The organism is Clostridium saccharobutylicum DSM 13864 (genome assembly GCF_000473995.1).
Lineage (GTDB): Bacteria > Bacillota > Clostridia > Clostridiales > Clostridiaceae > Clostridium > Clostridium saccharobutylicum.
This window is the reverse complement of the sequence record NC_022571.1, coordinates 1,626,964-1,647,367: the sequence shown is the minus strand read 5'-3', so window position 1 is coordinate 1,647,367 and position 20,404 is coordinate 1,626,964. Positions and strand designations below refer to the sequence as shown.

At 27.9% G+C, this 20,404-nt stretch carries 18 protein-coding genes and 2 riboswitches; of the genes, 2 read left to right on the top strand and 16 right to left on the bottom strand.

The window, feature by feature from the left end; translation table 11 throughout:
• Window positions 1–117: 117 nt before the first annotated feature.
• From CLSA_RS07185 to CLSA_RS07145, 9 genes are all read right to left on the bottom strand, one after another.
• Window positions 118–1,692, bottom strand: a complete 1,575-nt coding sequence (locus CLSA_RS07185) for an ABC transporter permease/substrate-binding protein (RefSeq protein WP_022744749.1) — start codon at window positions 1,690–1,692, stop codon at window positions 118–120.
• A 1-nt stretch (window position 1,693) separates the two neighbouring features.
• A complete protein-coding gene (locus CLSA_RS07180) occupies window positions 1,694–2,821 on the bottom strand; it encodes an ABC transporter ATP-binding protein (RefSeq protein WP_022744748.1) in 1,128 nt (375 codons plus the stop codon).
• Between the two features lie 395 nt (window positions 2,822–3,216).
• Complete coding sequence (locus CLSA_RS07175; RefSeq protein ID WP_022744747.1) at window positions 3,217–3,843, bottom strand: GntR family transcriptional regulator; 627 nt, start codon at window positions 3,841–3,843, stop codon at window positions 3,217–3,219.
• Window positions 3,844–4,020: 177 nt separating this feature from the next.
• Window positions 4,021–4,224, bottom strand: coding sequence for a hypothetical protein (locus tag CLSA_RS07170; protein WP_022744746.1), 204 nt, complete (start codon window positions 4,222–4,224; stop codon window positions 4,021–4,023).
• 124 nt (window positions 4,225–4,348) lie between these two features.
• A riboswitch (cyclic di-GMP riboswitch) is annotated at window positions 4,349–4,432 on the bottom strand.
• A 239-nt stretch (window positions 4,433–4,671) separates the two neighbouring features.
• Complete coding sequence (gene ribH / locus CLSA_RS07165; RefSeq protein ID WP_022744745.1) at window positions 4,672–5,136, bottom strand: 6,7-dimethyl-8-ribityllumazine synthase; 465 nt, start codon at window positions 5,134–5,136, stop codon at window positions 4,672–4,674.
• A gap of 171 nt (window positions 5,137–5,307) precedes the next feature.
• Window positions 5,308–6,501 carry a bifunctional 3,4-dihydroxy-2-butanone-4-phosphate synthase/GTP cyclohydrolase II gene (locus tag CLSA_RS07160; RefSeq protein ID WP_022744744.1) on the bottom strand — a complete coding sequence of 398 codons (1,194 nt, stop codon included), beginning with the start codon at window positions 6,499–6,501 and terminating at the stop codon, window positions 5,308–5,310.
• A gap of 137 nt (window positions 6,502–6,638) precedes the next feature.
• Window positions 6,639–7,292: a riboflavin synthase gene (locus tag CLSA_RS07155; protein WP_041716160.1), complete on the bottom strand. Its 654-nt coding sequence runs from the start codon at window positions 7,290–7,292 to the stop codon at window positions 6,639–6,641.
• Window positions 7,293–7,379: 87 nt separating this feature from the next.
• Window positions 7,380–8,465 (bottom strand): bifunctional diaminohydroxyphosphoribosylaminopyrimidine deaminase/5-amino-6-(5-phosphoribosylamino)uracil reductase RibD, encoded by a 1,086-nt coding sequence (ribD, locus tag CLSA_RS07150; protein WP_022744742.1) that lies wholly within the window; start codon window positions 8,463–8,465, stop codon window positions 7,380–7,382.
• Between the two features lie 482 nt (window positions 8,466–8,947).
• Window positions 8,948–9,066, bottom strand: a riboswitch (FMN riboswitch).
• Window positions 9,067–9,116: 50 nt separating this feature from the next.
• Complete coding sequence (locus tag CLSA_RS07145; protein ID WP_022744741.1) at window positions 9,117–10,322, bottom strand: DUF6398 domain-containing protein; 1,206 nt, start codon at window positions 10,320–10,322, stop codon at window positions 9,117–9,119.
• A 655-nt stretch (window positions 10,323–10,977) separates the two neighbouring features.
• Here CLSA_RS07145 and CLSA_RS07140 point away from each other — a divergent pair.
• Window positions 10,978–11,814 (top strand): amidase domain-containing protein, encoded by an 837-nt coding sequence (locus CLSA_RS07140; RefSeq protein WP_241393541.1) that lies wholly within the window; start codon window positions 10,978–10,980, stop codon window positions 11,812–11,814.
• Window positions 11,815–12,122: 308 nt separating this feature from the next.
• On the opposite strand, the gene purB is transcribed toward CLSA_RS07140, so the two are convergent.
• Window positions 12,123–13,553, bottom strand: a complete 1,431-nt coding sequence (gene purB, locus CLSA_RS07135; protein ID WP_022744739.1) for an adenylosuccinate lyase — start codon at window positions 13,551–13,553, stop codon at window positions 12,123–12,125.
• Between the two features lie 499 nt (window positions 13,554–14,052).
• Between purB and CLSA_RS07130 the strand changes: the two genes are divergently transcribed.
• Window positions 14,053–14,271 carry a DUF378 domain-containing protein gene (locus CLSA_RS07130; protein ID WP_041716158.1) on the top strand — a complete coding sequence of 73 codons (219 nt, stop codon included), beginning with the start codon at window positions 14,053–14,055 and terminating at the stop codon, window positions 14,269–14,271.
• A gap of 183 nt (window positions 14,272–14,454) precedes the next feature.
• On the opposite strand, the gene CLSA_RS07125 is transcribed toward CLSA_RS07130, so the two are convergent.
• The 6 genes from CLSA_RS07125 to rimO all read right to left on the bottom strand — a co-directional run bounded on the left by CLSA_RS07125 (window position 14,455) and on the right by rimO (window position 20,235).
• Window positions 14,455–14,715, bottom strand: coding sequence for an HPr family phosphocarrier protein (locus CLSA_RS07125; protein ID WP_022744738.1), 261 nt, complete (start codon window positions 14,713–14,715; stop codon window positions 14,455–14,457).
• 123 nt (window positions 14,716–14,838) lie between these two features.
• On the bottom strand, window positions 14,839–15,099 hold the full coding sequence (locus tag CLSA_RS07120; protein WP_022744737.1) for a stage V sporulation protein S: 261 nt from the start codon (window positions 15,097–15,099) through the stop codon (window positions 14,839–14,841).
• 170 nt (window positions 15,100–15,269) lie between these two features.
• Window positions 15,270–16,811, bottom strand: coding sequence for a ribonuclease Y (gene rny, locus CLSA_RS07115; RefSeq protein WP_022744736.1), 1,542 nt, complete (start codon window positions 16,809–16,811; stop codon window positions 15,270–15,272).
• 254 nt (window positions 16,812–17,065) lie between these two features.
• Window positions 17,066–18,142 (bottom strand): recombinase RecA, encoded by a 1,077-nt coding sequence (gene recA, locus CLSA_RS07110; protein WP_022744735.1) that lies wholly within the window; start codon window positions 18,140–18,142, stop codon window positions 17,066–17,068.
• 199 nt (window positions 18,143–18,341) lie between these two features.
• Window positions 18,342–18,932: a CDP-diacylglycerol--glycerol-3-phosphate 3-phosphatidyltransferase gene (gene pgsA / locus CLSA_RS07105; RefSeq protein ID WP_022744734.1), complete on the bottom strand. Its 591-nt coding sequence runs from the start codon at window positions 18,930–18,932 to the stop codon at window positions 18,342–18,344.
• Window positions 18,916–20,235, bottom strand: a complete 1,320-nt coding sequence (gene rimO, locus CLSA_RS07100; RefSeq protein ID WP_171770629.1) for a 30S ribosomal protein S12 methylthiotransferase RimO — start codon at window positions 20,233–20,235, stop codon at window positions 18,916–18,918. Before rimO ends, pgsA begins: the two co-directional genes overlap by 17 nt.
• Window positions 20,236–20,404: the final 169 nt, after the last annotated feature.

Here is a 20,404-nt window from a genome sequence, read left to right as displayed (position 1 = left end):
TTACAAAATTATATTAATATTAGGTATATGTATATGGTTATAAAATACACTATAACGTAATTAATTGTTGTAGATTTGAATTATAAAAATTCCTTATATATTTTTTTATTTTTATATTTATATTAATTTATTTTTTTGTAAAAATTCAATTGCTACGTCTTTGGGATCCTTTTTTAATTCATCAACATCATAGTTCAATTCAATCATTACATCATTGGTTATTAAACTTCCAGCTTCTTCAACTAATGGTTTTATTTCTGGATATTTTTCTAGTACTTCAGAACGTACAACAGGAATCGCATAATATGGTGGAAAAAACTTCTTGTCATCCTTTAAAACAGTCAGATTATATTTTTTTAATAATCCATCAGTTGAAAATGCATCTATCACATCACTTTCATTATTCATTAAAGCTGAATATCTTGGAGTTCCATCAATTCCAACAGTATTATTAAAATTAAAGTTATATTTATTTGTTAATCCAAGTAATCCATCTTCTCTATTTAGGAACTCTAATGTTGTAGTTGCATTGAGTTTATTTCCTACTTTAGCAATGTCACTTATTGTTTTTAAATTATATTTTTCAGCAGTTCCTTTTGTAACAGCCAAAGTATATGTATTGTTGAAATTCATTTGTTTTAATACTTCTATATTGAATTTATCTTTGTAATCTTTTTTCACTGTATCATAAACATTTTCTACATCAGATATTGGTGAATATTTTAATATATCACCATAAGCTGTTCCACTATAACTTACATACATATCAACATCACCTCTTTGCAATGCTGAAAATATAACCTGAGTACCTCCCAATGCAAATTTACGATTTACAGAAATATCAGTTTTTCTTTCAATAAGCTCTGATAATATATTTCCTAGTACTTCTTGTTCAGTAAAATCCTTACTACCTATTGTAATTTCTTTTTTATTATTAATCTTTTTTGATACACCAGTAAACACAAATATTACCATTAACAAGCAAGCTGTAGCACATAAAATTCCTTTTTGAAATCTTCTAATTTTAATTTTAGCTAGACTACTTTTATTGTTATTTTTTTGCAAATTAATAGGTGTAACTAACATTTCAACTATTGCAAATATTCCATCCACTAATAAGGCTAATATACAAGAGGGAATTGCTCCTGCCAGAATCTGATAATTATTAACTGTTCTTATTCCGGAAAAGACCAAATATCCTAGTCCTCCCCCTCCAATAAATGCCGCCATTGTCATAAGCCCTACTGCTGTAACCGCTGAAATCCTTATTCCGGACATAATAGTTGGCAATGCTAACGGAATTTGTATTTTAAATAAAATTTGAAATCTAGTAAGTCCTATACCTTTTGCAGCCTCTACCACTTGAGTATTTATTCCATTTATACCTGTGGTTGTATTCTTTATAATTGGCAAAAGCGAATATAAAACAACCATTACTATTGCAGGTGTTGTGCCTATTCCTAAGAAAGGTATTGCAAATCCTAACAGAGCCATGCTCGGAATAGCTTGTACGATACTAGCCACTCCTAGAACAGGCTTATTTAATTTTTTAACATAACTTATAAGTATTCCTAATGGCATTCCAATTAGAATAGCTATTCCTACTGATAAAGCTGTAAGTCTAATATGTTCAAATAATAATGTAATTATTTGAGCTTTTGCTCCAAATAAATAATTAAATAATTCGTTCATGTTATTGCACCTCCTCAGTATCCAAAAATTGTCCACTTAATGTAGTAACTAAACTACTTTTTGTAATTATTCCTTTTAACATACCATTCCCACTAACAACTGGAATTTGTGCTATCTTATTTTCTTTTACAAGTTGAAGAATATCAATTATTGTGTCATCAGGATTTGTCTTTATAAAATTATTATTCATTATATCTTCAACTAGTATATTTCTATCTAATTTATTTTGAATTTGCTTTGCTGTAACAGTTCCTAAAAGATAATTTAATTTATCAACTACCATCAAACTATCAACTTTTGAACTTCTCATTTTTTTCATACATCTCAATAATGATGTATTCTTAAAGCAAGTAATTGGATTTTCAATCATAATATCTTTAGCTCGTATAAATTCTGGTGAAGACCATATTCTATTTTTGCCTATAAATTCACTTACAAAATCATTGCATGGATTCTTTAGAATATTTTCTGGAGTATCATATTGAATAACATTTCCACTATGCATTATACATATCTTATCTGCTATTTTTATTGCTTCATCCATATCATGAGTTACAAATACAATAGTCCTCTTCAATTTCTCTTGCAACTCAATTAACTCATCTTGAAGTTGTATACGTGTTATAGGATCAAGTGCACTAAAAGGTTCATCCATTAAAATTATTTCAGGATTTGTTGCGAACGCCCTTGCTACTCCAATTCTCTGCTGCTGTCCTCCACTTAATTCAGTTGGATAACGATCCAAATATTCTTCACTATTTAAACCCACCATCTCCATAAGTTCATAAGTTCTTTTCTTTATATTCTTTTCGTTCATTTTTTTTACATGAGGAATTATTTCAATATTTTCTCTGACTGTCATATGTGGAAATAAACCTGTCTGCTGAATTACATAACCAATATTTCTCCTTAATTCTATAATATCCTTATATTTAATATCCTCTCCATCAATTAAAATTTGACCTGAAGATGGATTTATAAGACGATTTATCATTTTTAGAGTAGTGGTCTTTCCACACCCACTTCCACCTATTATAGCAACTAATTCTCCTCTAGCTATATTAAAAGATATATCATTTAATATAGTTTTATTATTAAATTGTTTTCGTACATTCTTAAATTCTATCATTTAAGATACCTCCCTTAATAAAAATTCATCTAATAACTCACATCAATAATATTAGATGCACATTCTATTTCGTATTGTGACAACTTCATATTTTTTTAAGATTGTCACTTAGTAACAACTCAAGTATATCATTAAGTTGTTAATTTTGTCAAATAACACTTAATAAACAGTATTTACAAATAGTAAAATTTAATATATTTTTCCTCAATTTCTATAATTTAATTTGTATGCAAAAATAATCTTCACTCTAGACTAGATATACTTTAAACTATAAACAATTCTGTAATTTTATTTATAAAAATAAAAGATAATATATATTTAAAATAACAAAAGTCTATTGTTATTTTAAGTATATATTACCTTCTAATATCTTTCTAAAACTATTTATCAATTAATTATGGATATAAAAATTTATTCACTCGTTCATAACAGTTTTCATCTCCTACAAAATAAAAAACATCATTTTCTTTTAAAACTGCATATGGACCTGGTGACATTTCAAGACATTCATTTCTTTTAATACAAATAATCGTTGCCGATGTATTATGCCAAAAATTAATTTCAGCCACTGTCTTTTCTATATATGGCGTTTCTTTTGATATCCGTATTTCAAATGGCATAAATGGATTTATAGATTTAAATCTATCAGTCTTATCTATTAATTCAAACAATTGATTTCTTAAGTGATCATTCTCCTTCTTCTGACGTTCCAAACTACTTAATATATCATTTCTTAAATCAGTGACAGTTTTAATATCATCATACTGCTTTACAAACTTAATTGCATTTTCACTAGACTTTATAACTACCCCACTACCTCTAGCTGTATCAACAATATCCATATCCGACAATATAGAAATGGCTCTTCTTGCAGTTTCTGCTGAAACTCCATATTGACTGGCCAGTACTGAACGTGCATATATTTTTTCTCCTACTTCATAATGCCCATTTGCTATTTTTGAAGCAATATCAGCAGCAATTTGTTGATAAACTGGACCTACTATTTTTGTTTTTTTCTCCATATTAACTTCTATCCTTTTATCAAAATTATGTGTTTAGAACTAAAAATACATATATTTTTAACTTTCCAAACGTATTTTATCATAAAATTCCTGTTTCTACTATAACTATTTTATAATATGTTTTGATCAAATGACTAATATTCTCTTATTTAAATTAGGTTATATGAGTATAATTATTTAACATGAATAATTAATCTTTATGTAAGTATTATCTATTATTTGATAATTAAATTTCTCTTTTATACTATTAATAGTAGATATTTTCTCAATATAATATATATCGGCTAAAGTTAAATCTCCCAACTCTGCAATAAATTCAAACTCTGAATTTGTTGCTAAATTATCATTTATAACTTTTATAATTTTATTATTTATATTCATAGCGTATCTACCTTTCCTATATACAATTTTACAAATTGTATATTTCACTTATTTATTTTTATTATTTTATATTTAATTTATAAATAAAAAACCAACCAAAACTAATTAAAATAAAAATTAATTAGTTTTGATTGGTGGGTTGCATCATTAACTCAAAATTCTCAAGATGCCCAAATAGAGAGAATTCTTCACAGTTCCCAATCCTTGTATATTCATGTTACTTTATGTCTTTATATGTATATATTATCATATTTATGTAAACCAATCAATATTTGATGCAAAGTTTACCAATAATTAATCCCAAATATACTTTCCTATTATTTACTGTCTTATTTATTTTTATTTTAATTCATCTTTCCAGACGTAAAAAAACACACGTCATACTAAATAGAATCTCTTCTAGACAATACAAAGTGTGCTTTCCATATTGCATAATATTGAATTTTATTATTTAATTTCCTTTAATAAGTTAGCCATTTCAATAGCTGAAACTGCACATTCATAACCTTTATTTCCAGCTTTAGTTCCTGCTCTTTCAATCGCTTGCTCTATATTATTTGTTGTAAGTATTCCAAACATAACTGGTTTTTCAGTTTCTAAAGATACACTTGCAATTCCCTTAGAAACTTCTGCACATACATAATCATAATGTGAAGTTGAACCTTTAATTACTGCTCCTAAACAAATTACTCCATCATATTTAGGACTTTTAGCCATTTTCTTTGCTATTAATGGAACTTCAAATGCTCCTGGTACCCATGCAATATCTATATCTTCTTCTTTAACTCCATGTCTTTTAAGTGCATCTAAGGCACCATCTAAAAGCTTGCCTCCAATAAACTCGTTAAATCTTCCTACTATTATTCCAAACTTTAATCCTTCTGCAATTAACTTTCCTTCAAATGTATTCATTTATTTTTTCCTCCTAAATTTAAATATTATTTTATTTTTAATAATTTATATATAATTATAATGATCTATTATTTTTTGATTGTTCCTAACAGTCAGCTAGAATGTATTGTCTTTTATAAGAATATACATATAACCCTATATTGGTATAATTTAATTATGAAATTTCCTCATTTATATATTTAATAAGTGATTCATTCTTTCTTTTTTAGTCCTTAAATATAATTCATCATTTTCATTTAAAGGCATTTCTATTGGCACTCTCTCTACAACTTCAATATTACTATTTGTTAAACCCTCTATTTTACTTGGATTATTAGTGATCAATCTAACCTTATTTACACCAAGTATTCTTAACATATCGCCACTTGCTTTATAGTCCCTAGCGTCTTCCTCAAGCCCTAATGCTAAGTTGGCATCTACTGTATCAAGGCCCTTATCTTGAAGCGCATAAGCTTTAAGTTTATTTAAAAGACCTATGCCTCTACCTTCCTGTCTCATATATAGAAGCATACCTCTGCCTTCCTTCGCTATCATTTCCATAGATGCTGCATACTGTTCTCCACAGTCACATTTTCTCGAACCCAGAGCGTCTCCAGTCAGACATTCTGAATGAATTCTTGTAAGAACAGGTTCATCAGTAGTAATATCCCCTTTAACTAATGCCACATGACATTTATTTGTGCCTCTTTCTTCAAATCCTATAATTTTAAAATCTCCATATTTAGTTGGAAGTTTAGCTTCTATTTCCTTAGAGACACTTACTTCATTCTCTAATCTATATTGAATAAGATCTGATATAGTTAAGATTTTCAAATTATGTTCTCTAGCAAAAATCATTAAATCATCTCTTCTTGCCATATTTCCATCATCATTAACTATTTCGCATATTGTAGCAGCACCTTTAAATCCCGCAAGTTTAGCTAAATCTACAGAAGCTTCTGTATGTCCTATTCTTTCTAAAACACCTTTTTTCTTAGCAATTAATGGAAAAATGTGTCCTGGTCTTCTAAAATCCATTGGTTCATTTGAAGAAACAAGTTTGTTTATTGTATAAGCTCTTTCAAAAGCTGATATTCCAGTTGTTGTATCTTTATGATCTACTGCTACAGTAAAAGCTGTTTCATGATTATCTGTATTTCTTTCTACCATAGGATTTAACCCTAATTTTATTGCAATTTCCTCTTCTATAGGTGCACAAACAAGACCTCTTGCATACTTAATCATAAAATTAATATTTTCTCCTGTAGCCATTTCTGCTGGAATAACTAAATCCCCTTCATTTTCTCTGTCTTCATTGTCTACAACTATAATCATTTTTCCTTCTTTAAGATCTTTTATACCTTCTTCAATACTACTAAATTTCATTTTTCGCATCCCCTTTATATTTAAGCTTTTCTAATTTAACTCATACATTAATTAAATCTATTCATCTTAATAATATAATTAATTTGTCTACTGAATTATTTTTTGTTATTGCAGATTTATAACTGTATTTTCATATATCAAAATCCATTTTCCATTAAAAATTCCATTGTAATATTGCTTTTTTTCTCTTCTTCTACTTCGTCTTTTTTGCCACATAATTTTTCTACATATTTTCCTATTAAATCACATTCTAAGTTTACCTTAGAATTAATTTTTTTATTTATTAAAATAGTATTTTCTAAAGTATGAGGTATAACTGAAACTTTGAAAATTTCATTATCTACATAAGCTACAGTTAAACTTATTCCATCAATTCCAATGGAACCTTTATATATAATATATTTTAAAACATCTTTTGAAGCACTTATTGTAAACCATGTGCCATCTGCTTCTTTCTTAATTGAAACTATCCGTCCAATTCCATCTATATGTCCACTTACAATATGCCCCCCTAGTCTATCACTAGCTTTTAATGCTCTTTCTAGATTTAATTTATCACCACTACGTAAATCTCCTAGACTGCTTTTTTCTAACGTTTCTCCCATTACATCTGCTTTAAAAGAATCACTATTTTTTTCTTTAACTGTCAAACATACTCCATTTGTTGCTATGCTATCTCCTATCTTTGTATCTTCTAAAACTTTGCTGCATTGAACTTCTATTACTCCAAATTCGCTTCCTTTTGTAATTTCCTTTAATATACCAACCTCTTCAACAATTCCAGTAAACACACACTCACCTTCCTTTTCTAAGAACACCTTGTATTTATTATTTGTTTTGCATCAATTGTATATTCATTAATGTTACTCGTAACATTTTCAACTTTTTGTATATCCTTCAACTACTAGTTCATCCCCTATTTGTCTATAAGTAACATTATTTAACTTCACTGCTTCTTCAAGTTGTGAAAAACCAATTCCTGCTATAGCACTTTTGCTATTTTCCCCACCTAAAATTTTAGGTGCTATATAAAATCTCACTTTATCAACTATTCCTTCTTTTAATGCTGAAAAGTTTAATGTTCCTCCTCCTTCAATTAAAATTGAATCCAAGGACTCTTGACCGAGTTTAACCATAAGCTCCTTCAAATCAACTCTAGATTCTTTTTCGGAAACTTCTATAATCTTAACTCCAAGATTTATTAAATTTTTCTTTTTTGTTTCATCAGCTCTTTTAGTAGTAGCTATTATAGTTCGTCCATCATTATTTTTAACAACCTTAGACTCTAGTGGTATTCTAAGATTTGTATCTACAACAATTCTTATTGGATTTCTTCCATTTTTCACTCTGCATGTAAGTTCTGGATCATCTGATATTATAGTATTTACACCAACCATAATTCCTGATAATCCGTTTCTTAAAAAGTGTCCATCTTCTCTAGACTCTTTAGATGTAATCCATTTTGATTCTCCACTTACAGTTGCTATTTTACCATCAAGAGAAATTCCACTTTTTAAAACTACAAAAGGAATCTTTTCAGTTATATATTTTAAAAATACTTCATTTATCTTTTTACACTCTTCTTCCATTATTCCTACTATAACATCGATTCCATTATTCTTTAGCTTCTCAATACTTTTCCCAGCAACTAATGGATTAGGATCAAGCATTCCTACTACGACCTTTTTAAACTTTTTTTCAATTATTAAATCTACACATGGTGGTGTTTTTCCATAGTGTGCACATGGTTCTAATGTGACATAAATTGTACTTCCTTCTACATCCTCAACTGCATTTTTTACTGCATTTCTTTCTGCATGTGCTTCTCCATAACATTCATGATAACCTTCTCCTATTATTTCACCGTTTTTTACTATAACAGCACCAACTAATGGATTTGGATTAACTTTTCCAATCCCATTTTTAGCTAACTCTAATGCTCTCCTCATATATATTTCATTCATTAATTCCCTCTCCTTTCTACATCTATGTAGGTTATACTAAATTAAATGAATGTATGTATGTTTGTTTTATTAAATACGTAACCATTCTAAAACGAATAGTTGTTAAAAATCCTATCATTTTTTTAATCTCTTAGTTTTTTTAGTTAATATTAAATCTTCTAAGGAAAAAATCTGCTCCACAGACTATGTGCTTCTGTGCTCTTTAAAAGTTATTCACAAATTTTAATTTATTATAATTTCATAGAAACAAAAAACTCTAAAGATAAATCTTCAGAGTTTAAAATCATAAAAATAATTATTTTATTCATATTAATATTTCTTATAATATATATACAATGATATTAAATTTAAGACTATAGTTAATTATATATGAAATAATAAACTATATTTAATATAAAAAAACCCTGAACTATAAAAGTTCAGGGCCTAAATAGAACAAATTAAATAATATCAAAAAAATATTCTAATATGATTTATGTAATTACTTTCTTCTTTCATCCAGACTATACTGTTGGCTTCGGAATTTAACCGAATCTGCTTAAATAAAAGCTCGCGGGCTATAACCGCCAGTAGGGAATCAAACCCTGCCCTGAAGATACGTTATTAAATTTATATTTAAATATTACCACTTATTTTTATATTTGTAAAGTGTTACTTAAAATTTATTATATCGAAATCTCTTTTCATTTCCTTAAGCCAATGTATCATTTGAGAATCATTCCATACTTGTAATCCCAAATTTGCATATACCATAGCTTCTGCTTCATCTCCTATTTTAGGAATGCTTGGTATCACATTTGGCACTCTCTTTTGTTTTAATAAATATTCAATTACAAAAGGGTTTCTCTTATAAGCTCTTCTTAGCGCGCCTTCAGCTTCCTTAAGCTTGCCAGTCTTATAAAATAATGCAACTCTATTATAATTTATATGTGCTAAATAGTCAGTTTCATATTTTTCTAAAAGATCTTTTGCTTGATCATATTTTTCTTCAATCAATAACCAGCTAGATAATATTCCTCTAACTAATAAATTATCTTTTTTATCATACTTAACTACATCAAAGGCATTTTGTATTGCCTCTTCTCTTTGATTCATTCTCCATAAGTGCATAGCTAAAGTATATTTAGCTCCAAAAAATGGTTCTGATACTTTTAAACTTAAAACCTTAAAATCTGCATTTTCTAAATTCTCTATTTTCAACATATGCTGACCAGCTTTAACTGCTTTTTCTAATAGTTCTTTCTTTTCATTATCATTCAATTTAGAATCTTTTGATAAAATGATATATGCATCTGGACAATTTTCATATATTTTTAAAGCTTCCTTTGCAAATTTGGCTTTATTTTTATAGTTCTTTTCATGCCATGCATAATTTATTATTCTCTGCGCAATTACAAAGTTTTTATCAATTATAACTTTAAGGGGCTGATCTTTAAATTCTGCATTTACTGCCTCAGTTGTTACAGCAACTTCTTTACTTGACACATTTCCTTCTGCATCTATAATCCATCGCATATTTTCCTTTGATAAATTTAACAGCTTTTTTACCTCTTTTGACTTATTAGTAGCTGTACTATTACTAACTCCAAATTCCTTATATAAATCCAAAGCCTTAATATAAGGTTGTTCTTTTGCATCAAATAAATTGTTTACGGTTCCTATTGCATGTACAATTCCTGCTGCCCATGAAAAACTTTTTCCTTTTTTTATTACTTCTTCATTATTTAAGCATAGTGTTTCAGCTGCTGCTACACAAATATTTTTATATTCTTCATTAAGATATTCATCTGAAAAACTTTTAATCTTTTCAATTATTTCTTCATACTTGCCAGCTATTACGTTAGATAATTCTTGCATTGCTTTTGATAGCTCCTTTATAAAAATCTTTCATAAATTTGATTTTATCCTACAATAAGTACTATTTGCAAGTAAATTCACCAAATTCATATTTTTTATTTCAAATTACATATAACTCTACATAAAAATGCATATGTTATTATAAGCTACATCCAAAAAATAACAACTCAATTGGCCTGCCTATTTTCCATCATGCTACGTCATTAAATTGACCTAATAGACTTGCTATGATAGCACTTTGCCTCCTTGCCTGATACAAAATATCAACATCAAATTGGACTTGTTATTTATTTTCATGTGCCTAAATCAAATTCACTTTGTAATTATAGCACATTAATTATAATTATATCCACCCATTAAATAAAATAACCTTTTTTAATTCGCCCATAAATCTCTTAGCTCATATTTAATGTAATACTTTAAAATATATCTTTTCATTAAAATATAACATATATTTTATCTATGCATTCATAAATATATACTAGAAAATAATTTTTATTAGGAATTTTATATGTTATATGAAAACTTATACAAATTGTCTTATTTACTCTCTACTCCTTATGATAAATTGCATTTTGTTTTACAAGATATAGACTCTTTCTTAAATCAAGATATAACAGAAGAGATTTTATTAAAAAAGCTACTAAATTTTGAATTGAGGAAAAAATTCAATTATTCTATAGAAAATATAAAATTTAAATACAAATATAAAATCTTACATCAGAATAATATATTTTTAAAATTGAAATTTACTTTAGAACAATCATTTTTAATAAAACCTTTTTTAAATGATGTGATTTCTGCGAGTGTTAAAGAATATATACTTATTATAGAAAATTCAAATAATAAAATCAAAGTGCAATTTTTAATCGAAAAGGAAGAAAATCCAATTCTATATGATTATATATTAAATATTGATTTAGATAACATACGACGATTACCTTCCATTAATTATAATAACATTTATGCTAAAGAACTTACTTATATAAGGTCATTATATAAACAATTCAATGTAGTTACCGATAAATTAGAAAACAGTAAAAGAAATTCCATTTTTAACATTGCAGATGCTTGTGCTTACGCTCAACAATTTGCTTTAAATCCAAATCCAAATTATAAATATTTTGATGATAATATAGGCGGTGATTGTAGTAATTTCGCCTCTCAAATCATTAATGCTGGAGGTATTAATAAAACTAATACATGGAAACCATATACTTACCCTTGGATAAGAGTTGAAAATTTATATTCTTACTTAATTTCTAATAACATAGGATATAAAATTCCTGAAAATAATACCTTATCTCAAGGATGTTTAATACAATTTTATTCTCCTAAAACAGATAGGTTTAGTCACACAGGCTTCATTACTTATGAACTAACAAACGGTGATTATTTATATTGCTGTCATAGTTATAATAAACTAAATTATCCACTTAGTGCTGTTTTTCCGATAATTTATCACAAACTTAGAGCTGTCAAATTCTATTAAATTGTTATTAATCAACTTTTACTATTATAGTTTTTAAGATATCAACCTAAAAAACAAAAAATTAATACTTTGCTAACATATCATTATATATAACACTAAATAAATAAGCTTTCTTAACAGAGATACTATAGGTAAACTTTTCATCATTGGTTAAGGCACATTCAAAAAAATAACAAGTCCATTTACCAACCTATTTCTATTTCCATAGCAAATTTGGACTTATTATTTATTTTCATGTGCCTAATATATATGTACTATCTTTTAGCTTGTTATATTTTCTATATACTTGATATTATTTAAATTAAAAATTAAACAGTTATTTCACTTTCAATTTTTAATGCTTCTTCATTATTTTTAATGATAGGATTTACATATTCATCTATAAATTCAACAACTTGGCTTGGTGCTCTACCAACAAATTTGATTGGATCAATAACTGATAAGATTTCTTCTTTAGTAAGACCAAATGACTCATCATTTATTATTCTATCTATTAAATCATTATCTAACCCTTCACCTTTTACTCTTTGGGCAGCTGCCATTGAATGAACTCTAATTTTTTCATGTAACTCTTGTCTATCTTTTCCTCTCTTTACAGCTTCCATCATTATATTTTCAGTAGCCATAAATGGTAATTCCCTTTGAACATGAGATGCTATTACTTTGTTATATACAACCATATTTTCTGCAATATTTATGTAAAGATTTAATACTCCATCTAATGCTAAAAATCCTTCTGCAACTGACAATCTCTTATTTGCTGAATCATCTAATGTTCTTTCAAACCATTGAGTTCCTGCTGTTATCGCTGGGTTTAATGCATCAACTATAACATATCTAGCTAAAGCACTTATTCTTTCACTTCTCATAGGATTTCTCTTATATGCCATAGCTGATGAACCTATTTGATTCTTTTCAAATGGTTCTTCCATTTCTTTCATATTTTGAAGTAATCTTAAATCATTACTAAACTTATAAGCACTTTGAGCAACTTCTGATAAAGTATTTAAAACTATTGAATCAAGTTTTCTTGGATAAGTTTGCCCTGTAACTCCATAGCTCTTATCAAATCCCATTTTCTTTGCTACTATATGGTCTAATTCTTTTACTTTACTCTCATCTCCATCAAAAAGTTCCATGAAACTAGCTTGAGTTCCTGTAGTACCTTTAACTCCTCTAAGTTTTAAAGTTGATAATAAGAAATCAATATTTTCCACATCCATAACTAAATCTTGCATCCAAAGAGTTGCTCTCTTACCTACTGTAGTTAACTGAGCTGGTTGGAAATGTGTAAATCCTAATGTCGGCATATCCTTATATTCTATTGCGAAATTCTTTAAATGATTTAAAACTGTAACAATTTTATTTTTAATTAAATTTAAAGCATCTCTCATTATTATAACATCTGTATTGTCACCAACATAACAAGATGTGGCTCCTAAATGTATTATTCCTTTAGCAGATGGGCATTGAAGACCGTATGCATATACATGACTCATTACATCATGTCTTACTTCCTTTTCTCTTTTTGCAGCTTCTTCATAATTCACATCATTTATATGATCTTTAAGTTCTTTGATTTGCTCTTCAGTAATATTTAATCCTAATTCTTTTTCACCTTCTGCAAGTGCTACCCATAATTTTCTCCATGTTGTGAATTTCATATCGTCTGAAAAAATGAAACTCATCTCCTTAGATGCATATCTTGAATTTAAAGGTGTGCTATATAAATTTCTCATTAAAAAACCTCCACACGAATATATTTTATTTTTTTTATTTCATCATTCGTATTATAACATATTTTTTTCATTTTTGCTCATGGAATTTTATAATTTTACAATAATATATATTATACTTTGTACTTCTCGCACATAATTTATACTTTACATTAACAATTAGAATTCTATAATTAATATTTTTTATTTAAATTAAACTTTTTGTTATTATTGTAATCAAAAATCATATATATATATTAGACATTATATTTAAGATATATATGTTAAATATTGAATTGTACATTGAAATTATGTACAGCATCACTAGGGAATAAATAAATCACATTGCAACATATATATTAAACATAATTACAAATAAAAACATTTACTTATTTTATATTTTTATGCCTAGATTTATATACTATCTAAAGTATACCTTCTAAGATTAATCTAATTGTTAAAATTATAACCTTTATATATTATCTTTAATTTTTCAGTTTTTTAAAGATTGGAGTGAAATTTTATGTACAAGTTGAATTTCTTTGATAAATTATCTTTACTATTAGTTTTAATGGGTTCTATAAATTGGGGATTAATTGGATTATTTGATTTTAATTTAATCGATATATTACTTAGAGAGGCTCCACTAATTGAACGACTTGTTTATGTAGTTATTTTGGTGAGTGCCATAAACCTATCTACATTAGTATTCAAATGTAACTATATAGATAGTGATGATTAAATAACTCTTAAATTATAATTATATTAAAAGCATATTTAATCAATATATAAGTTATTAAATTATTAAACAAAAGGCTAATTCAAATCTTTATCACTAATTATTGTTGTAGCTTTTTTGCTTATATATTTGTAATTTATAATAGAAAAGGTTCCATATTTAAAATATGGAACCTAGCATTGTATATTAGTCTTCTAAATTTTCAACTAATTTAACAATTTCTTCAACTGCTAAAGCTTCGTCATCTCCTGAAGCTACAACTTTAATTGTTGCATCTTTAGTTACTGCTAAAGATAAAACTCCAATTAAGCTCTTTACATTTGCTTTCTTACCGTTATATTCTATACTAACGTCAGATTTAAATGATGAAGCTTTCTTAACTAATAATGTTGCTGGTCTAGCATGAAGACCTGATCCGTTTTTTACAACAGCTTCTTTTGCTATCATTAATATACACCTCTTTACAAAAAAATTAATAAATATAGCATTTAACTATTATAGTATAAACGTTTTTATAAATAATTTCAACTTAAAAATTAATTGTTGTTGCTTGAATTAACGCTAATTTTGTTATCTAGGCTGTACAATTAATTTTATAGCTGTTCTTTCCTCTCCATCTATTTGTATATCTGTAAAAGCTGGTATACAAACAATATCTTTCCCACTTGGGGCAATAAAGCCTCTTGCTATGGCAATAGCTTTTACAGCTTGATTAATTGCACCTGCTCCCACAGCTTGAATTTCAGCTATATTCTTCTCTTTTATAATCGCTGCAAGGGCTCCTGCTACAGAATTTGGATTTGATTTTGTTGATACTTTTAATACTTCCATTTTTATTATTCCTCCTACAATCTATTATGCAAATCGTTTACATTATAATATATTCTATATAATTTTGGAAATTCCTTTTAAAAAATAAAAAATATTAAATTTTATTTTTTATTTTCATAAATAAAAAATAAAGTATATTTTGTTATTAAACAAAACATACTTTATTGTAACTATTTAGCAAAATCCACTGCTCTAGTCTCTCTTATAACATTAATTTTAATTTGTCCTGGATATTCAAGTTGCTCTTCAACACTCTTAACTAAATTATGTGCTAGTTCAATTGTGCCAATATCATCAACTTTTTCTGGTTTAACCATAATTCTAATCTCTCTACCAGCTTGAATGGCATATGACTTTTCTACACCTTCATACGAATTTGCAATTTCCTCTAACTTTTCCAATCTCTTAATGTATGCTTCTAATGTTTCTCTCCTTGCACCAGGTCTAGCTGCTGATATTGCATCTGCTGCTTGAACCAATACTGCTTCTAGAGATTGCATTTCTACATCTGAATGATGGGCTGCTATTGCATTTATTACTAATGGTGATTCATGATATTTCTTAGCAAGATCCCCACCAATTAAAGCATGAGGTCCTTCTTGTTCCTGATCAACCGCTTTACCAATATCATGCAGCAATCCTGCTCTTTTAGCTAGAGTAACATCTAAACCTAGCTCTGAAGCCATTAAACCAGCTAAGTATGAAACTTCTATAGAATGTTTTAAAACATTTTGACCATAACTAGTTCTATACTTTAATCTACCAAGAAGTCTTATAATTTCTGGATGTAATCCATGTACGCTAGTTTCAAGGGCCGCTTGTTCCCCTTCTTCTTTTATACTATTTTCTACGTCCTTAGTTGCTCTTTCAACCATCTCTTCGATTCTTGCTGGATGTATTCTGCCATCCACTATTAACTTTTCAAGTGCCATTCTTGCGACTTCACGTCTTATTGGATCGAAGCTAGAAAGAATGACTGCTTCCGGAGTATCATCTATAATTAAATCTACTCCTGTTAAAGTTTCTAAGGTTCTAATGTTTCTTCCTTCTCTACCTATTATTCTACCCTTCATCTCATCATTCGGTAGTGCAACAACGTGTACAGTTGATTCTGACACATGATCAGCAGCGCATCTTTGAATTGCAGTTGTAATTATTTCTCTTGCTCTTTTATCTGCTTCTTCCTTTGCTTTACCTTCAATGTCTTTTATCATTAAAGCTGTATCATGTGTAATTTCTTTTCTAATTTCATCTAAAAGAATTTGACGAGCTTCTTCACTAGAAAGAGCTGAAATTCTTTCTAATTCTGCTCTTCTTTCGTCATAAAGCTCCTGTACCTTTGCTTCTACTTGATCTACTTCAAGCATTCTCTGATTGATTGTTTCGTCTTTTTTCTCAAGAATCTCACCTTTTTTATCAAGTGCTTCTTCTCTCTGAATTACTCTTCTTTCAAGCCTCTGAATCTCATTTCTTCTCTCACGAGATTCCTTATCAAAATCATTTCTTAATTTGTGAAGTTCTTCTTTTGCTTCAAGGATTGATTCTTTTTTAGTAGATTCAGCATCTCTTTTAGCTCTTTCTAGAACTTCTTCCGCTTCTTTTTCAAGCGATTCTATTTTATTTTTTGTTGTATTTTGAATTGTTTTATAAACCACTATTCCTAATATTAATAAGACAACTAAATCTATTAATATCATTACCGCTAGTTCCACATAAACACCTCCTAATTTATTAATTTCTCATTTATACTAACAAGAAAGTAAGTAGGTGTCATACTCTTCTCACTGCATTATGAATAATGATAAACCAGTATTCCTTTTCATTCTATATTAAAAATAAAATTATGTCAAGTTTGCCCATATATTGATTATATCCTTCATTATACTGATTTATACTTGAATATTCTAAATATAGCTACAGATATTAATTAACATACCTGTAGCTATATTTTGTAATTTTTAATATTTTATTTTTCGGTATTTTTTGTATCTGACTTGCTATCATTATTATCTTCTTTTGCTGAATCTTCTTTAAATAATTCTGCTTTTGGAAGATTATATTTTTCTCTAATTTTATTTTCTATTTCTAATGCTACTTCAGGATTCTCTTTCAAGTATATCTTAGCATTTTCTCTTCCTTGACCTAATCTTATATCACCATATGAAAACCAAGCTCCACTTTTTTGAACTATCTCTTCTTTAACTCCAACATCAACAATATTACCTGTTCGTGAAATACCTTCATTATACATAATATCGAATTCAGCTTGTTTGAATGGTGGTGCCACCTTATTCTTCATGACTTTTACTCTTGTTCTATTGCCAATAATAGTATCTCCTTGTTTTATAGAATCTATTCTTCTAATATCAAGTCTTACTGATGCATAGAACTTTAGCGCTCTTCCTCCTGTTGTTGTTTCTGGAGAACCAAACATAACTCCAACTTTTTCTCTTAATTGATTTATAAATATAGCAACACAATTAGTCTTGTTTAATGTTCCTGCTAATTTTCTTAATGCTTGTGACATAAGTCTAGCTTGAAGACCAATATGTGAATCTCCCATTTCGCCTTCAATTTCTGCTTTAGGTACCAATGCTGCAACAGAGTCAATTACTAAAACATCAATTGCACCTGAACGTACTAAAGCTTCTGCAATTTCAAGACCTTGCTCTCCTGTATCTGGTTGAGATATTATTAAGCTATCAACATCTACTCCAAGTTTTTGAGCATAACTAGGATCTAATGCATGCTCTGCATCTATATATCCTACTGCTCCACCTTTCTTTTGTGATTCTGCAGCTATATGTAATGCAACTGTAGTTTTACCTGAACTTTCAGGTCCATAAATTTCAATAATTCTTCCTTTAGGTACTCCACCTATTCCTAAACATATATCTAAATCTAAGCATCCTGTTGAAATAGCATCCATATTAGAAATATTATGGTCTCCTAATTTCATTACTGCACCTTTTCCAAATTGCTTTTCTATATGACTCATTGCGCTTTCAATGGCTTTTAATTTTTCCGCATCTATAATTCCCATAATACAACCTTCCTCTCATCGAACTTATGTTCTTATTTGATTATAAATTAATTATATACTATAGTCAATAATTAATTCTAAGAAAAGCCCCTTCTTTATATACAAAAGAAGGAACCATCTAAAGTTATATCCATATTTAATATTTCTAAACATATTTTTTTCAACTTTATTTTAATTAATATTCTTAAATATATAATTCTTACTTATCTATAGCTACAGCATCTTTGTTCTTTTTAAAATAGTCGTAACCAGAAACTAAAGTTATAGCAACTGCCACCATAAGCATTACATATGGTACTATGTTAAAAAATTCTTTAAAGTAATAATTGCTAGCTACTAATTGTTTAACATAACGTATATCATGTATATTTACCTTTAATAGCATTAAAATTATTGCTATTATCTGTATTACAGTTTTAATTTTTCCCCACCAGCTGGCAGCAATAACTTTTCCTTGTGCTGCGGCTATTGAGCGCAAACCTGATACAGCAAATTCACGTGCAATTATAACAACTGCCGCCCATGCAGGTACTATATGTAATTCAACCAAAGATATTAACGCTGCAGTAACTAATAATTTATCTGCTAATGGATCCATAAATTTCCCAAAATTAGTTATTTGATTTCTACTTCTAGCAATATATCCGTCTAATTTGTCTGTTATTGAAGCTAATACAAATATGAAAGTTGCAATTGCACTTCCATAGGGTATTTGTTTAGTTGCTATAAATATTAAAAATATAGGAACTAAAACTATTCTAATTAAAGTTAATTTATTTGCAAGGTTCATCAACAACAACTCCTACTAAATCATAATCCATATTTTTTGTTATTTTCACTCTAATAAATGTGCCAATTTCTATGCTGTCTAATGATTTAAAGAATACATTCGCATCAATATCTGGTGCCATCTCATAACTTCTTCCCATATAACATTCTCCATCATATCCTTCAACAAGAATATCATATAACTTTCCAATTTTCAATTTATTTAACTCTTCTGATATATCTTTTTGTAATAACATTAATGTTTCTTCTCTATTTTTCTTTACTTCTTCGGATATTTGTCCATCCATTTTAGAAGCTGGAGTATCTTCTTCTTGTGAATAAGTGAACACCCCTACTTTATCAAGTTTGTATTCTTTTAGAAAATCCTTAATTTCATTGAAGTCCTCTTGAGTTTCTTGAGGAAAACCAACAATAAAAGTAGTTCTTATTATCATTCCTGGAATTCTTTGTCTAAGCTTATCTATTTTACCTAATATAGTCTGCTTAGTAGTTTTTCTTCCCATAAGTTTTAAAATATGATCACTTATATGTTGTATTGGTAAATCTAAGTATTTTACAACTTTATCATTGTTTGCAATTTCATCTATAAGTTCATCATAAATTTCTTCAGGATAGCAATAGAGTACTCTTATCCACTTTATTCCTTCAACTTTAGATAATTCCTGTAATAATATATGAAGACTCTTTTTATTATATATATCACTACCATATAAAGTTGTATCTTGAGCTATAAGAATTAATTCTTTAACTCCAGCATTACTTAGTTCTTTGGCTTCATTTATTATATTTTCAATTCTTCTACTTCTAAATTTCCCTCTAATTTTAGGAATTATACAATATGTACAAAAATTGTTACATCCTTCTGCAATTCTAATATAAGCAGTCTCTTTTTGTGTTGTAAGAATTCTCTTTCCTTCATTTATATTTTCATCAGAATAACCCAAAAGTTCTTCTGCCATTTTATTTCCTTGTATAAATTGTGTTATAAACTCATTTATTTTATTATAATCATTAACACCAAGCATTAAATCTATTTCAGGTATTAATTGACCTAATTCTTCGCCATACCTTTGTGTAAGGCATCCTGTAGCTATAAGCAATTTACATTTATAAGAATTTTTATATTCTGCCATTTCTAGTATTGTATCTATAGATTCTTGTTTAGCACTTTCTATAAATCCACATGTATTTACTATAATTATATCTGCATTTTTAGGATTATTAGTTATCTCATATTCAGTACTCATGTTACCTAGTATTATTTCTGAATCCACTCTATTTTTATCGCATCCTAAACTTACCATTCCCACTTTATATTTATCATGATTAGCCTTAACTCTTATTTGATCTTTTACAATTTCTATATTATTTCCGTTCAAGTCTTTAAATCCTCCTGTTTTCTAGTAGCTTTAATTATAGCAAATTAACACTATAATTTACAAGTCACTAGTATTACATATCTTATTGTACTAA